We start from the raw sequence: 14,993 nt of genomic DNA, 5'->3' as shown, positions 1-14,993 counted from the left end.
CCTTACCATTCGTGTTCATCGGTTGTGCTCAGTCGGCAGGCCGCGCCCCTGGCGCGTTCCCCGCTGGAAGGCCGTCATCGAGTTCTGGGCCTCCTCGGGACTGCGGGTGTGCCTGGGCTTGCTGGTTTTCGGCGTCTCCTGGGCGTTCAGCTGGAGCTGCGGCACGAGGTTCGCCTGACGCTGGCGCCGTGGCAGCGGTGGTCGCGTGCTGCGCGAGGAACCCGACGGCCGCTCGCGCGGTGCCGGCATCTGCGGCCGCTCGGCAGCCGCGACCGGCGTCACCGGTTCGAACGCGTCGAAACTCGGCGACGCCGCCGGCTGCGCGACCGGCTCCGGTTCTTCCTCGGGCCACTGCCGGTGACCGCTGTCGGCCTTGCGGGGCAGCCGCGGCACGGGATCCTGCGCCGGTTGCGGGACGAAGTCCGGCCGCACCGCCTGGTGCCTGCCGGTGCGCGCGGCCGCGGGCGACAACTGCTGCTGCGGCACCGTCTCCTCCATCTCGGTGGCGGACAACGGGATGAGCACGATCGCCTTGATCCCGCCGTAGGCGGACTCCTGCAGGCTGACCGTGATCTCGTGCCGCTTCGCCAGCTGCCCGGTGACGAACAGGCCGAGGTGCCGCTGCCCCGCCAGTGCCATGGCCTGGAAGTCCGGCGGGTTGCGCAGTGTCTCGTTGAGACGTTCCCGTTCCTCGAAACTGATGCCGAGCCCCTGGTCCTCGACCTCGACCACCACGCCCTTGCCGACGATGTTGCCGCGCACGGACACGGGGGCGTCCGGCGGCGAGAACGACGTCGCGTTGTCGACGAGCTCAGCCAGGAGGTGGATCAGGTCGGCGACCACGGCGCCCAGGATCTTCACCTCGGGCAGCCGGACCGCGCTGACCCGCACGAAGTCCTCGGTCTCGGAGATCGCGCTGCGCACGATCTCCTCCAGCCGCACCGGGTTGCGCCACTTCCGGCCGGGCTGGCCGCCACCCAGGATCAAAAGGTTCTCCGCGTTCCGCCGCGCGTGGGTGGCGAGGTGGTCGAGCTGGAACAGCAGCTCGAGGTGTTCCGGGTCGCCCTGCTTGGACTCCGCCACGTCGAGCACCTCCAGCTGCCGGTGCACGACGATCTGACTGCGGTGCGCGATGTCCAGGAAGACCTTGTTGAAGCCGCCCCGGGTCTTCGCCTCCGCCGCGGCCGCGGCGACCGCGGTGCGCTGCGCGGTTTCGAAGGCCTCGGCGACCTGCCCGATCTCGTCGGTGCCGTGGTCGACCCGGGTCAGCTCGGCGTCGACGTCGACCTCCTCGCCGTCGGCGATGCGCGCCACCATCGCGGGCAGCTTCTCGTCGGCCAGTTCGAGGGTGTTCGTGCGCAGCCTCCGCAGCCGGCGCACGAGCCCGTTGGCCACGCGGACGGCGATGACGAAAGCCGTGGCGGACAACACGAGCACGAGCGACCCGGCGAGGATCGACTGCGTCAGCGACCTGTCCGCCGCGTCCTTGGCGAGGCCCTCGGCGTACCGGAAGTGGTCGCCCCACAGGCCGAGCAGCTCGGCGGACACCTGCTCCTCGGCGGCGAGCCAGCCGGCCACCGGGACGTCGGTCCGGCCGCGCTGCGCGAGGTCGTCCTCCACGGCCGTGGCGGTCCGCCACGCGTCGGAGGCGATCAGGCGTTCGTAGCGCTCCTTCTCCGCCGGGGTCAGGCGGCTGGTCAAGGCCCGGAGCTGGTTGCGGTAGGCGCCGGTCAGCTGGGCGACGACCAGCCGGTCCGGCACACTCAGCGTGCCCCTGGCCATCCCGCCCGCGGCGAGACCGACCGCACGGGAATGCAGGTCGGTCACCCAGAACAGGTCGACCGCGGTCGTCTCCTCGGCGGCGGTCGCCGCGTCCGGGGTGGTGCGCGCCGACCCTTCCAGCCCGGTGATGACCACGCCGGCGAGGCCGGTGTAGAAGGCGTCGACGTCGGCGGCGGGGACGGCACCCGCGTCGATTCCCTGACGTGTCAACGTCATCTGGGCGGACAGCTCGGCGAACGCGGCGTTGGACTGCGAGACCGCGTCCGGGTTGAGGTTCTGCACCACCTCGGCGAGCCCGGCGATCTGGGCGAGCACCGCGTTCGTGGTGTCCCGCTGCGCCGCGAGCCCGGCCCGCGCCTGCTGGTCACCGCCCAGTGCCCGCAGGGAGATCGTGCGTTCCTGCTGCACCACCGACTCGAACTGGACCAGCGGGTCGATCGCCTGCCCGAGGTAGCCCGAGAAGTCCCGCGCCGCCAAGCCCTCCGAGATGAGGTAGCCGGCGACCGAAGCGCCCGTCACCAGCAGGGCGGCGCTGGGGATGAGCACGATCGCGAGAACGCGGTTGCGGATGCTCGTCGTCGATCTTCGGCGCGCGATCACCCGCCGCCATCGTGGGCCCGCGTGGGATTCCTCTGCGGCTGATTCCTGCAACTGTTCGCCCTGTCCGCTGAATTCGTGGCATCGGCTGACCCGGCGCCGGTGACGGCAAATCAAACCACACACTGATCGGTTACGGAACCCAGGCCCCGGGACGGCGAAAATGTTCCACCGCAGGGCGAAGGCGTTTTCACAGGTAGAGCGGCTCCGTTGCAGCCCAGCGCTGTTGGGCTCCCACCGACGTCAGCGGCGCGCGTGCATCGCGGCCAGCATCACCGGCAGCGGATGGTCGGTGACAACGGCGCGAACGTTGTCACGCAAGGCGTTCGCGACAGCCGAGTCCGACGAGACGTCGAGCCCGTGGACGACCTCGGCCCCGGCGGGCGCCTCGTCCGGGCGCCAAGCCGCGAGCGGTGCGACCGCACGTGCCCACCGCGTGAGAAGGCGCAGGTCTTCGTCGTCCACTTCGGACACCGTGCGGACCGGGAGTTCGCCTCGCAGCACTTCGCCGGTGTCGCCGCACACGGTGACCGTCCCACCGTCGAGTGCGGTCACGGTGCCCTCACCGCACCCGACCACGCAGGGCACCCCGAGTTCGCGGCTGACCACGGCCGCGTGCGAGGTGGCGCCACCGACCTCGGTCACGATCGCGGCGGCGGCGAGCATCCCGTGCAGGTCGTGCGGGCTGGTCGTCCGGCGGGCGAGCACCACCGCCGCACCGTCGGCGGCACGGGCTTCGGCCTCGTCCGGGTCGGTCACGACGACCCCGGCGCCCACCCCCGGGCAGGCCGGCGTGCCGCGCGCCACCAGGGCGGCCGCGGCGCGTGCGCCGGGGTCCAAGCCGGGCGCCAGCAGGGCTCGCACCTGGTCCGCGGTCACCCGGGAGACGGCTTCCGCAGGCGAGATGAGACCTTCCCGGGCGAGCGCCGCGGCGAAAGCGACCGCACCGCGCGGAGAACGTTTCGCCGAACGCGTCTGCAGCAGCCAGAGCCTGCCGCTCTCCACCGTGAACTCGACGTCCTGCACATCGCGATTGCGCTGTTCGAGACGTCGCGCGTGGTCGAGGAGCCGGGCGTGGACGTCGGGCAGGAGCCGCGCAAGCGCGTCCAGCGGCTCGGGCGCCCGGGCACCGGACACCACGTCCTCACCCTGCGCGCGGGTCAGCCACTCGCCGAACGGTGCGGGCTCGCCCGTGGACGGGTTGCGGGTGAACAGAACGCCGGTTCCGGAGCGCTCGTCGGCGTTGCCGAACACCATCGCCTGCACGGTGACGGCGGTGCCCGCGTCGTCGTCGAGCCGGTGTTTGCGCCGGTAGGCCACCGCACGGGGCGAGCGCCAGGACCGGAAGACGGCCGCGATCGCGAGACGCAGCTGGTCCCACGGATCGGCCGGGACTTCCTCGCCGACAACTTCGGAGAAGAGCTTTTCGAAGCGGCTTCGGGTGTCGCGCGCGTACTCCGCGCCGCGGGTGCGTGCCAGTCCCTCCGCGATCTCCGGGGTCAGCCCCAGGTTGAGGACCGTGTCCATCATGCCGGGCATGCTCGTCGCGGCACCGCTGCGCACGGAGACGAGCAGCGGCGCGTCGGCCGAGCCGAACTCCTTGCCGGTCTGTTGCTCCAAATGGCCCATCGCAGCACGGATTTCGGCCCACACCGCGTCGAGCACGGGGTCACCGCCGGCGAGGAAGTCCCGGCACACCGCGGTGGACACCGCGAACGCGGGCGGCACCGGGAAACCCGCGGAGATCATGCGCGCGATACCGGCTGCCTTGCCGCCGACGACCACCGGGTCCGGGTCGACGGAGCCGTCGAGGATCAGTACCCTCGGCGCTCCGATCGCTGTCACACGCATGTCCGCTCCTGTGCTCGGGTGGCTCGAATCCCGCTCGGGGAAGGAAAAGCGGAAGGGTACTCGCTCAGGGACCGAGGAGGAACCACCGATGACCGCCGACATCGCGGCGCCGATGCTGCACGTTCTCCGCATCAGGGGACGTGCCACACCCGAGTCGCTCGCAGCGGCGCTCGGCTCCACTCCGGGGCGGGTTTCGGCCACCCTGCTCGAACTGGCGTCCCGCGGCCTTGCCGAGGACACCGGCAAGCCGCGACTGGGGTGGAAGATCACCGCGGCGGGCAAGCAGTCCGCGGAGGCGCGGATGACGGGGATCAGCCCGGAGGCCCGCGCGCTCGTCGCCGAGCACTACGAGACCTTCCGGAAGCTCAACGACGAGCTGAAGCAGTTGTGCGCGGACTGGCAGGGCCGCGCCGAAACCCAGGGGCCCGCGGACTTCGTCGCCCCGCTCGCCGCCGTGGACAGCGGGGTGCAGCGGATCCTGGCGGAGATCACGCCGGGAGCACCGCATTTCGCCGGGTACAGCGACCGGTTCACCCGGGCACGGGAAGCCTTCGGGGCCGGTTCGGACAGCCATCTGACTGGAGTGCTCGTCGACTCCTACCACAACATCTGGTTCGAGTGCCACGAGTGCTTCTTCATCACGCTGGGCCGCTCGCGGCAGGCGGAAGAGACGACCTGAGAATCGTCCTTTGTGGATGGCTGAGGCCGCGGCGCGGCTACATCCGGGTCCGCGCGTACGCCTGGAGCGCGTCGCGGACGAAGGCTGCCTTCGTGGCGTCCTCGTACATGCCCGCGTAGCGGGGATCGTCGACGTACATGTCGCCGATGGCGTGCACCATTTCGATCGAGCGTTCCCGGTCGCCGTCGGCGGTGGGGGTGCCCGGGATCCGGCTCAGCCATTCGACGTGCCGGGCCGCGAGCGCCTGTGCGGGCTCCGAGGTCGCGGAGATCCCGCTCCTCGCCGCCGCGACCCAGGCGGCGACGAGGTCCTCGGCGGCCCGCTTCCAGGCTCGCTGCTGGTCGAGCGTCTTGCCGTGCCACCAGTCGTTCGCCGCGCGGAACGCGCGCTCACCCCAGCGGGAGACCACCTCTTCCTCGTAGTGGTCGTTGAACCCCGCCAGCATGACGTCCATCTGCGGCTCCGCGCCCGCCTCGAGCGCTTCCAGGGTGTGCCGCACCGACCGGATCTGCCGGTCGATGCGGTCCCGTTCCCCTTCCAGCTGAGCGATGTGGGCGCGCAGCCCGTCGCACACGTCCACCTCCTCGGCCAGTACGCCGGCGATGGCGGGCAGGCCCATCCCGAGCCGGCGCATGAGCAGGATCCGCTGCAGCCGCGCCACGGCGGTGGCGTCGTAGTAGCGGTAGCCGTTCGCGCCGATCCGGGAGGGCGTCAGGAGCCCGACGCGGTCGTAGTGGCGCAGGGTCCGGCTGGTGATGCCGGCCCGCGCCGCGAGCTCCTGGATGGTCCACTCCATGGTCGCAGTGTGTCACCCGCGCCCGAGCGTGGCGGCGATGATCTCCGACGCCTCGACGTGCAGGGCCTGCGCCGCGGTCGTCCCCGTCGCCGCCAGGTAGGTGTCGACCAGCCGGAGGCCCGCGGCGTACCCGCCGCCCATCGGCAACCCCACCGGGGTGACGCCCATGCGCTCGGCGCCCGGGTCACCGTGCACCCAGGCGGTGAAGTTCTCCATGCCCGTCACGTCGAGACCGGTGAGCACCTTCGCGAACACCTCGTCGTCGTGCCGGTACGGCACGCCGATGCGGGCCGGGCCGAGCTCTTCGCCGTAGAGCTCCCGGGCGAAGGCGTCGGCCAGGCCCTCGCCGACCACGTGATCGCCGACCGTGACGGTCGTCGGGTCCCACACGACCCCGCCCGGCGCCCACCGCAGGTTGTGGTGGAGTTCGTGCACGGCGGTGGCTTCCAGCCGCTCCACGTTCTCCGGGAAGGGCCAGAACGTGATCGCGATGTTGCCCGAGATGCCGCCGAACCCGGTCAACCCCTTGCAGGGACCCATGAAGTGCTCGTCACCCGGATCGCCGAGGACGAACAGCACGGTGATGTCCGGGGCCGCCAGGCCCGGGTTCGCCTCCGACAGCACGACGAGGGCGTCGTCGAGCGCGCGTTGCATCCGCTCCCAAGCCCCGGCCGCCTCCAGCGTGTCCAGCGCTTCGAGGCACCGCTCCTCGTCCCGGTCGACCGGGAACCCGGCCGACTGGTGGTGCAGGGCCACCAGATCGAGCTCACCGGGGAAGTAGCGGTACATGCCCCGGTTGGCCTCGAGCATGGAACGCAGCAGCTCGGTGCGCTCGGCGACCGGGGCCCGCAGGATCCGGCGCATGGCGGAGCAGGTGTCCAGAACAGTGATCGACATGGCAGCGACGTTAGAAGTTGACGCTGCGTCAAAGTCAACTCCCGCTCGGGCCGGCCTGGACGGGCCAGGTCACCGGAAGCGCTTTCACCCCGCGGATGACGCCGTAGGTCCGTTCGGGCACGAAGCCGTCCGGGAGCGTGAACTCCGGGATCGCCGCGAGGAACTCTTCGCAGATGACCCGCAGTTCGACCCTGGCGACGTGCAGCCCGAGGCAGCGGTGGGCGCCCGCGCCCCAGCCGAGGTGCGGGCGGCGCGGACGGCCCAGCCGGAACTCGTCGCCGTCGGGGAAGTGCTCTTCGTCGCGGTTGCCCGACCCCCACGTCAGCAGCATCCGGTCACCGGGCCGCAGCGGGACGCCGGCCAGCTCCGTTTCCCGCACCACCGTCCGGCCGGTCGCGGCGACGGCGGACTCGTGCCGCACGCTTTCCTCCACCAGCTGCGGGATCAGCCCCGGCTCGGCGACGACCCGCCGGCGCAGGGCGGGGTCCTGCGCGAGTTCGAGCAGGATGCTGGCGAGCTGGTCCGTCGTGGTCAGGTTGCCCGCCGCGATCAGCAGGAACGCGAACTTCAGCAGCTCGTGGTCGCTCGCGAGCCTGCCGTTGATCTCGCTGTTGACCACCGACGTGAGGACGTCCGACCCGGACTTGCCGCGGCGGGACCGGATGTGCGCCAGCAGGAACTCGGTGTACTCGCGACCGATCGCCTCCGCGGCCGCCGCGCTGTCGGCCGCCGCCAGGCCGTGCACGAGCGCGGCCAGCGTCGGCCGCTGCTCTTCCGGCAGGCCCAGCAGGGACGCGATCACCAGCGGCGGGATCTTCGCGCACAGGTCCGGCACCAGGTCCGCCTGCCCGCGCGGCGCCAGAGCGGCCACGACTTCCCGCGCCACGCGGCGGATGTAGTCCTCGTGCCCGGCCGCGGCGGGCGGGGTGAAGAACGGCTGCAGGTGGCGGCGCCAGCCGGCGTGCTCCTCCAGGTCCTGCTCGAACAGCGGCGCGATCACGCCACCGGTCTCCGGCGCCACGACCACGGCGCCGACCTCGGCCGCGGAGGAGAAGGTTTCGCCGTGCCGGGCCACGTGCCGCAGGTCGTCGAACCGAGTCACCACGTACATCCCACCGTGCGCCTCGCTGTGCGCTACTGGGCACGTCTTCCGGAACGCTGCCAGCGTCTCGTGGATCGTCGCGGCCTGGGCAGGGTCGAGGTGGTCGAAGGTCCGGGCTCGGTCCCGCACCGGATCGGCGGTCGCCGGATCACTGGACTGGCTCACGTCGCTCAACAATCCACACTCGCCCAGCTCGGGGCAAGGAAAAGCCTCCATCCGGACTAGTGTGATCCACTGCCGGGCACGCAGCGTCACCGGGCGTGGAAAACCGGTTTGTTCCAGGGCGCTGGGCTCGTACGCTGATCTCCGCACGCCGGCCACTTCGGACAGGCCCGGTGCGCAGGCGAGGGTTACTTCTGGTCCACAGGTTCGACTCCTGCCCTCCTTTCGGGAGGTGAAGACCTTCACCGACTCCCTTCTCGGGCCTGTCCGAGGTCACCGGCTCTCCCCTTCCCCTTGCGAGGCCGGCATGTCCAAGTTCAACCTGCTCCGCCGAAGACCGGCGGCCCGGTCCCCGATCGTCACGGTCGCGGCGCCCGGCGTCGTCAACCACCAGGGTGGCGCCGGTCACGTCCGCGACGCCAAGTCCGAGCTGTTCCTGCTCGCGGTCGCGAACATGGTCGGCGAGGACACCTTCTACGAGGCCGCGGACGACCGCGACAGCCGGTACGCCGAGCTGGTCCGCCGCGTCACGCTGAAGGATCCACAGTGGACTTCCCGGTTCCTGCGGTGGCTGCGCACCGAGGCGAACATGCGCTCCGCGTCGCTCGTCGGCGCGGCCGAGTTCGTCAAGGCACGCCTGGACAACCGCGCGGACGACGGGCTGTCGAACCGCGCCGTGGTGGCGAGCGTCCTGCAGCGCGCGGACGAGCCGGGTGAGCTCATCGCGTACTGGTTCGCGAGGTACGGCCGCCGCCTGCCGAAGCCCGTCAAGCGCGGGGTCGCCGACGCCGTGCGCGCGCTGTACGACGAGCGGTCCTTCCTGAAGTGGGACAGCGGCAACCGCGGCGTGCGGTTCGCCGACGTGCTGCGGCTGGTGCACCCGGCGCCGCGGGACGCCGTGCAGGACGCCCTGTTCGAGCACATCCTGCGCGACGGCCCGCCGGCGCCGGAGCTGACCGTGCTGACCCGGCGACGGGCGCTCATGGCACTCCCGGTCGACCAGCGCCGGACAGCACTGGACCCGGCGGAGCTGCGCGGGGCGGGCATGACGTGGGAGGCGCTCGCCGGGTGGCTGCAGGGCCCGCTGGACGCCGAGGCTTGGCAGGCTGTCATCCCGGGCATGGGGTACATGGCACTCCTCCGTAACGTTCGGAACTTCGACGAGGCCGGCATCCCGGACGAGGTGGCGGACCGGGTGGCGGCGCGGCTCGCCGATCCGGGTCAGGTGGCGCGGTCGCGGCAGTTCCCGTTCCGGTTCCTGTCCGCCTACCGCTCCGCGCGGTCGTCGCGGTGGGACGCGGCTCTGGAGCGGGCCCTGGACGCGTCGCTGGCCAACGTGCCGTCCCTGCCGGGGCGGACGCTGATCCTGATCGACCGGTCCGCCTCCATGTGGATGTGCGACCGGCGGTCGGCCGTCACGTTCGCCGACCAGGCCGCCGTGTTCGGGTGCGCGCTGGCGGTGCGGGCGGAGAAGCCGACGGTCGTGGTGTTCGGCTGGGACAGCCGCGAGGTCGAGGTTCCGCGCGACGGCGCACTGCTGCCGTTCGTGGAAAGTCTCGACATGTTCTCGGCCACGAACACCGCGGCGGCGGTGCGCAGGCACTACCGCCGCCACGACCGGGTCGTCCTCCTGACCGACGAGCAGTCCGCGACGGCGGACGCGTCGGCCGGGTTGCCGCGCCGGGTTCCGCTCTACGTGTGGAACGTCGCCGGGTACCGGTACGGCGGCACGCCGTCCGGGCTGGGCAACCGGCACACGTTCGGCGGGCTGACCGACGCGGCCTTCCGGATGATCCCGCTGCTGGAAGCCGGCCGCGTCGCGCGCTGGCCGTTCTGACCCGGGGCCGCCGTCACTCGGCGGCCTCGGGCGCCCAGCGCTGCCCCATCCGCCCGGCGCGCCACACCACGAGCGCGACCAGCCAGGTCACCGCGAACAGGCCGACCAGCAGGTACCCGACGTCGGCCAGGTCCATGCTCGCCGCCCAGGCCAGCGGTCCGCTCGTCACGTTCAGCCGCTCCGCGAGCAGGCCGAGCAGTTCGACACCGCCGATGACCAGGGCGACCGCGACCGACAACGCGGTGACCGTCAGGTTGTAGAAGACCTTCCGCACCGGCGTGACCAGCGCCCACCCGTAGGCGAAGTTCATGAACACCCCGTCCGCGGTGTCCAGCAGGCTCATCCCGGCGGCGAACAGCACCGGTAGCGTCAGCAGCGCGTACCAGGGCAGGTCGAAGGCCGCCGCACCGCCGGCGAGGACCAGCAGCGACACCTCGGTCGCGGTGTCGAACCCGAGCCCGAACAGCAGGCCCAGCGGGTACATGTGCCACGGCTTGCGCACCGACCGTGCGACCCGGCCCAGGATCCGGTTCAGGAAACCGCGCTCGTCCAGCCGCCGCTCCAGTTCGGCCTCGTCGTAGTCGCCCGCGCGCATCCGCCGGAACACCCCCGCGATGTGCCGCAGCGCCACCAGGTTCAGCACGCCGATCAGCAGCAGGAACCCGCCGGACACGAGCGTGCCGATCAGGCCGGTCACGGCGTGCAGCGTCGAGGAGTCCGAAGTGACCTGGCCTGCCAGCGTGCGCACCCCCAGCCCGAGCAGCAGGCACAGGCCGAACACCACGCTGGAATGCCCGAGGGAGAACCAGAACCCGACCGACAGCGGGCGCCTGCCGTCCATCATCAGCTTGCGGGTGGTGTTGTCGATGGCGGCGATGTGGTCGGCGTCGAACGCGTGCCGCATGCCGAGGGTGTACGCCGTGACGCCGAGGCCGACGCCGAACACCCCCGCCTGCCCGATCGCGTAGTGGCCGGGCACCACCAGCAGCACCAGCGTGCCCCAGCCGATCACGTGCAACAGGGCCACCGTCGCGGCCATCCCGGTGATGCTGCGCCTGCCCTGCCGGTCGAGGACCGCCATGTCCCGCTCCCTCCGCCGCCGGCCTCGTCGCCGGTACCAGCACCGTCGCAGCCGGGCGCCGACGGCGGCACTGCCCGATCGGAGGGGACGGCGCCGGTCAAGGGGTGAGAACCTGTCCGATCGGACAGGTGCGGGCAGCCACCCGGACAGTGTGTCGGCCGTCACCTCAGGGGGTAGCGTCGAGGCGGTCGAAGGACGAGGAGCACCCCATGCCACGACTGTCCGACCTGCCGAAACTGCCCGGCGCCGTGGCCGGTGGTGTTCTCGCGGACAGCCCCCGTCACGTACCGTGGGAGCGGTCGCCGCGCCGCCGCGGGGACCGTGAGCCGCGGGAGGTCGCCGTGACGGGCAGGGTCCTCGACAAGTCCGAGCGCCTCACCGGACCGTGCGTCGCGCGGACCCGGTCCGAGCCTGCCGAGCTGGCCAAGTTCCACGTGCCGGAGGTCGTGTTCGGGCCGGGCTCGCTCGCCGAACTCGGGCACGCCGCGCTGCGGGTGGGCGCCCGGAGGCCGTTCGTGGTCACCGACCCCGGCCTGATCGAGGCCGGCTGGGTCGACGAGGCGGAGAGCCACCTGCGGCTGGCCGGGCTGCGGCCGGTCGTGTTCTCCGGCGTCACCCCGAACCCCAAGGACCACGAGATCGAGGCCGCCTACCAGCAGTACGCCTCGGTGGGCGCGGACGTGATCATCGCGGTCGGCGGCGGGTCGTGCATCGACGCCGCGAAGGGCGTGGCGATCCTGTCCGGCAACGGCGGCACGATCCTCGGCTACGCCGGGGTGGACAAGGTGGTGCAGCCGATCCCGCCGCTGGTCATGGCCCCGTCGACGTCCGGAACCGGCGCGGACGTGTCCCAGTTCGCGGTCGTCACCGACACCACGCAGCACACCAAGATCACGATCATCAGCCGCACGCTGGTCCCGGACATCTCGATCGTCGACCCGCGCCTGCTCATCACGATGCCGGACGAGCTGAACGCGGCGACCGGGCTGGACGCGCTCACTCACGCCGTCGAGTCGTTCGTGTCCCGCGCGCACAACCCGCTGACCGACCAGCACGCGCTGCACGCCGCCACGCTCATCACCCGCAACCTGCTGCACACGATGGTCCACCCGCGGGCGGCCGACCCGCGCATCGCGATGGCGCAGGGCGCGCTGGAGGCCGGGATGGCGTTCACGAACGCGATCCTCGGCATCACGCACGCGATGAGCCATCAGGTCGGCGGCCTGCTGGACGCCCCACACGGGGTGCTGAACGGTGTGCTGCTGCCGCACGCGATCCGCTTCAACGCCGCCACCGAGCCGGAGCGGTTCGTCCCGCTGGCCGCGGCCACCGGGATCGACGTGGCGGGCAAGCCCGCGGCCGAGGTGGCCGAGCTGTTCGCCTGCCGGGTGCGCGAGCTGGCCGACGCCGTCGGCGTGCCGCGGGGGCTGGCCGCGCTGGGCGTCACCGAGGCCGACATCGACACCCTGACCCGCACCACGCTGCAGGACGCGTGCCTGGCGACCAACCCGCGCGAGGCGAGCGCGGCGGACGTGGCGGCTCTGTTCCGGCAGGCGCTGTAGACCATGACGGCGGAGAACTACCTCGGCGCGCTGACCGGTGTGCGGTCGGGCAAGCGGTCCTTCTACCCCGAGTACGTGCGCACGGCGGAGCGGCTGGAGCGCGCCGTCGGCGCCCTCGACCGCATCTCACGCGCGCTGGTCCGCACCGGTGAGGGTCCGCGGGCGCTGGTCGAGGCGGTGGTGCGCGCGGCCGCGGAACACGTGCAGGCGGACTGGCTGCTGTTCGCGGTCGCCGACGGCGCGCTGCGGGCGGCGCGGCCGCGGTTCCTGCTGCTCACCGGCGGCGAGCTGGTCGAGGACGAGCGCCAGTTCCCGCCCGACGCGCTCGCGCACCTGCGGGTCCTGCGGAGCAGGCCGTGGGAGGCCGGGGACCCCGCCGAGTCCGGGGTGCGGGTGCCGATGACCCTGGACTGCGAGCCCGTCGGCGGGATCGCCGCGCGGCCCGCGCCGGGCATGGACATCGCCGACACCGACCTCGCGGTGCTGCGCGTGCTGGCCAACCAGGCCGCGGTCGCGCTGCACAACTCCTACCTCGTGCACGCCACGATGCAGCTGCGCGGGCGGACCGAGGCGCTGTCCGAAGCGGCCGAGCAGCAGGCCAGGGATCTAGCGGCCCGCAACGCCGAGCTGCAGGAGACGCAGCGCAGGCTGATCGAGGTGATGCAGCGGCAGGCGCTCGACGACGAGCGGCACCGGATCGCGCGCGAGCTACACGACAGCGTCACGCAGGACGTCCTTTCCGCAGGCATGATGATCGAGATCTGCCGCGCCGAGATGACCGAGCCGGGCGCGGACCTCGACGCGCTGCGGGACAAGCTCACCGGCGCGAAGGACCTGACCCGGCACGCGGTGGAACGGCTGCGCGCCGCGATCTACGCGCTGCACCACTCCGAGTCCGAGCCGTCCGGCTCACTGCCGGTGCTGCTCGAACGACTGTCCACAGTGCACCTGCCGACGGACCTGACGGTGAGCGTGTCGGTGCACGGCGAGCCGGTCCCGCTGCCCGGCGAGGCCGAGCACTCGCTGCTGCGCATCACCGGCGAGGCGCTGTTCAACACCGTGATGCACACCAACGCGGCCCGCGCCCGCATCCGGCTGGACTACCGGGCGGACTCCATCCGGCTGTCCATCGCCGACGACGGGGACGGTGATCCGGCGCAGCTGCGCCGGATGCTGCGGCTGTCCTCGGCGACGGACCTGGCGGGTGCGCACCGCGGGCTCGCGAACATGCGCGCCCGTACCGAGGAACTGGGTGGGACGCTGTCGATCCGGCGGTCCCGGATCGGAGGGATCCTGTTGCTGCTGGAGATACCGCTGCCGCTGGACACGGGGGCGGCGTGATGATCACGGGTGAGCGGACGTTGAAGATCGTGCTGGTGGACGACCACGCCATCGTCCGGCAGGGGTTGCGGTCCATCCTGGAGCGCGAGGAGGACATCACCGTCATCGGGGAGGCGGCCACGGCGGCCGAAGCACGTGCGGTGGTCGAGCGGACCCGGCCGGACATCGTGCTGCTCGACCTGAAGCTGTCCACCGGCTCGGACACCGAGGGCCTGGAGATCTGCTCGGAGCTGACCGCGCGGTACCCGGAACTCGGGGTGCTGGTGCTGACCACGTTCCTCGACGACGCACTGGTGGTGGAGGCGATCCACCGCGGCGCACGTGGTTACGTGATCAAGGACGTGGACACGACCGGGCTGGTGTCGTCGATCCGCGCGGTGGCGCGCAACGAGAGCGCGTTCGACTCGCGGTCGGCCTCGGCGATGGTCCGGTCGATCCGCACCGCGCCGGAGGAGCCGGTGCTGACCAGCCGTGAGCAGGGGGTGCTGGAGCTGCTCGCGCGTGGGCTGAGCAACCGGGACATCGGGTCGCGGCTGTTCATTTCCGAGACGACGGTGAAGTTCCACGTCCGCAACATCATGCGCAAGATCGACGCCTCCAGCCGCGCGGAAGTGGTGTACGAGGCGAGCAAGCGGGGTCTGATCTGAGGCACCGGGCGGGGTGGCCCGCCCGGTGCCCCGGCGTCAGCGCAGGACCGGGCGGCCCAGCGGCAGACCACGCCCGCCGGTCGCCGTCGAGAGGGCGCCGGCGAACAGGTAGACACCGACCGCGGTGAAGGCGAAGACGACGTACCCGCCGGCGGTGGTGGCCGAGGTGGAACCGCTCACCGTGCCGTAGAGAACCAGCGCGAGCGCGATGTCGATCAGCGTGAACAACAGCGTGAACGCGGCGGGCAGGCGCAGGGTGCCCAGCGTCAGCAGGACCACCGTGACCAGCCAGGCGATCAGGAACAGGCCCTGCGTGGCGACCGCGGCGTCGGCGGTGATGCCGAACCAGCCGTGGATCAGGCCGAGCACGAGTGCGGCGTAGCTGAGCCAGAAACCGGTGAACACGCCGAAGACGGCGGCCACGGCGTTCTGGCCCAGCGCGGCCGCCCAGACCGCGGCGACGAGCTGGCCGAGGCCGGTGGCGGGCAGGATGATGGCGATCGACGCGCCGACGGCGCCGGCCGGGACGTACCCGGTCAGCACCAGGCCGAGCGCGATCGCGCCGACGATGAAGGTGGGCACCCCGATCAGGGCCGGATCGCCCGTGATCTCGGTGCGGACGGGGGCTTCGGTGGCAACGGCAGTGGTCATCGTGTGCT

Annotated in this window: 12 protein-coding genes; 5 read left to right on the top strand and 7 right to left on the bottom strand. The window is 72.0% G+C overall.

What is annotated here, in order from left to right; all coding sequences use genetic code 11:
• Positions 1-15: 15 nt before the first annotated feature.
• Both AMYTH_RS0136430 and AMYTH_RS0136425 read right to left on the bottom strand, forming a co-directional pair.
• A complete protein-coding gene (locus tag AMYTH_RS0136430; RefSeq protein WP_051362918.1) occupies positions 16-2,382 on the bottom strand; it encodes a sensor histidine kinase in 2,367 nt (788 codons plus the stop codon).
• A gap of 240 nt (positions 2,383-2,622) precedes the next feature.
• Positions 2,623-4,230, bottom strand: coding sequence for a pyruvate, phosphate dikinase (locus tag AMYTH_RS0136425; RefSeq protein WP_027934356.1), 1,608 nt, complete (start codon positions 4,228-4,230; stop codon positions 2,623-2,625).
• Between the two features lie 88 nt (positions 4,231-4,318).
• Between AMYTH_RS0136425 and AMYTH_RS0136420 the strand changes: the two genes are divergently transcribed.
• Positions 4,319-4,909: a helix-turn-helix domain-containing protein gene (locus AMYTH_RS0136420; RefSeq protein WP_027934355.1), complete on the top strand. Its 591-nt coding sequence runs from the start codon at positions 4,319-4,321 to the stop codon at positions 4,907-4,909.
• A 37-nt stretch (positions 4,910-4,946) separates the two neighbouring features.
• Here AMYTH_RS0136420 and AMYTH_RS0136415 read toward each other — a convergent pair whose 3' ends face one another.
• From AMYTH_RS0136415 to AMYTH_RS0136405, 3 genes are read right to left on the bottom strand one after another with little or no spacing between them, the layout of a single operon-like run.
• The gene (locus tag AMYTH_RS0136415) at positions 4,947-5,705 is read right to left on the bottom strand and encodes a MerR family transcriptional regulator (protein ID WP_027934354.1); all 759 of its coding nucleotides are present in this window, start codon (positions 5,703-5,705) and stop codon (positions 4,947-4,949) included.
• A gap of 12 nt (positions 5,706-5,717) precedes the next feature.
• Complete coding sequence (locus tag AMYTH_RS0136410) at positions 5,718-6,602, bottom strand: DUF2268 domain-containing protein (RefSeq protein WP_027934353.1); 885 nt, start codon at positions 6,600-6,602, stop codon at positions 5,718-5,720.
• Positions 6,603-6,636: 34 nt separating this feature from the next.
• The gene (locus AMYTH_RS0136405) at positions 6,637-7,869 is read right to left on the bottom strand and encodes a cytochrome P450 (protein WP_027934352.1); all 1,233 of its coding nucleotides are present in this window, start codon (positions 7,867-7,869) and stop codon (positions 6,637-6,639) included.
• Between the two features lie 304 nt (positions 7,870-8,173).
• On the opposite strand from AMYTH_RS0136405, the gene AMYTH_RS0136400 reads away from it, so the two are divergent.
• Positions 8,174-9,703 (top strand): TROVE domain-containing protein, encoded by a 1,530-nt coding sequence (locus AMYTH_RS0136400; protein WP_027934351.1) that lies wholly within the window; start codon positions 8,174-8,176, stop codon positions 9,701-9,703.
• Between the two features lie 13 nt (positions 9,704-9,716).
• Here the strand turns inward: AMYTH_RS0136400 and nicT are convergent, their stop codons facing one another.
• Positions 9,717-10,784, bottom strand: a complete 1,068-nt coding sequence (gene nicT, locus AMYTH_RS0136395; RefSeq protein ID WP_027934350.1) for a Nickel transporter NicT — start codon at positions 10,782-10,784, stop codon at positions 9,717-9,719.
• A 209-nt stretch (positions 10,785-10,993) separates the two neighbouring features.
• Here nicT and AMYTH_RS0136390 point away from each other — a divergent pair, with 209 nt between their 5' ends.
• The 3 genes from AMYTH_RS0136390 to AMYTH_RS0136380 are packed head-to-tail and all read left to right on the top strand — an operon-like array spanning position 10,994 to position 14,334.
• Positions 10,994-12,346: an iron-containing alcohol dehydrogenase gene (locus AMYTH_RS0136390; protein ID WP_027934349.1), complete on the top strand. Its 1,353-nt coding sequence runs from the start codon at positions 10,994-10,996 to the stop codon at positions 12,344-12,346.
• A gap of 3 nt (positions 12,347-12,349) precedes the next feature.
• On the top strand, positions 12,350-13,687 hold the full coding sequence (locus tag AMYTH_RS0136385) for a MadS family sensor histidine kinase (RefSeq protein WP_027934348.1): 1,338 nt from the start codon (positions 12,350-12,352) through the stop codon (positions 13,685-13,687).
• Positions 13,687-14,334, top strand: coding sequence for a MadR family response regulator transcription factor (locus AMYTH_RS0136380; RefSeq protein WP_017984502.1), 648 nt, complete (start codon positions 13,687-13,689; stop codon positions 14,332-14,334). Before AMYTH_RS0136385 ends, AMYTH_RS0136380 begins: the two co-directional genes overlap by 1 nt.
• Positions 14,335-14,370: 36 nt before the next feature.
• Here AMYTH_RS0136380 and AMYTH_RS0136375 read toward each other — a convergent pair whose 3' ends face one another.
• Positions 14,371-14,985, bottom strand: a complete 615-nt coding sequence (locus AMYTH_RS0136375; protein ID WP_027934347.1) for a GPR1/FUN34/YaaH family transporter — start codon at positions 14,983-14,985, stop codon at positions 14,371-14,373.
• Positions 14,986-14,993 lie beyond the last annotated feature (8 nt).

The organism is Amycolatopsis thermoflava N1165, from assembly GCF_000473265.1.
GTDB lineage: Bacteria > Actinomycetota > Actinomycetes > Mycobacteriales > Pseudonocardiaceae > Amycolatopsis_E > Amycolatopsis_E thermoflava.
Note: the sequence above shows the minus strand (reverse complement) of the source record. Positions and strands in the feature narration are given on the sequence as shown.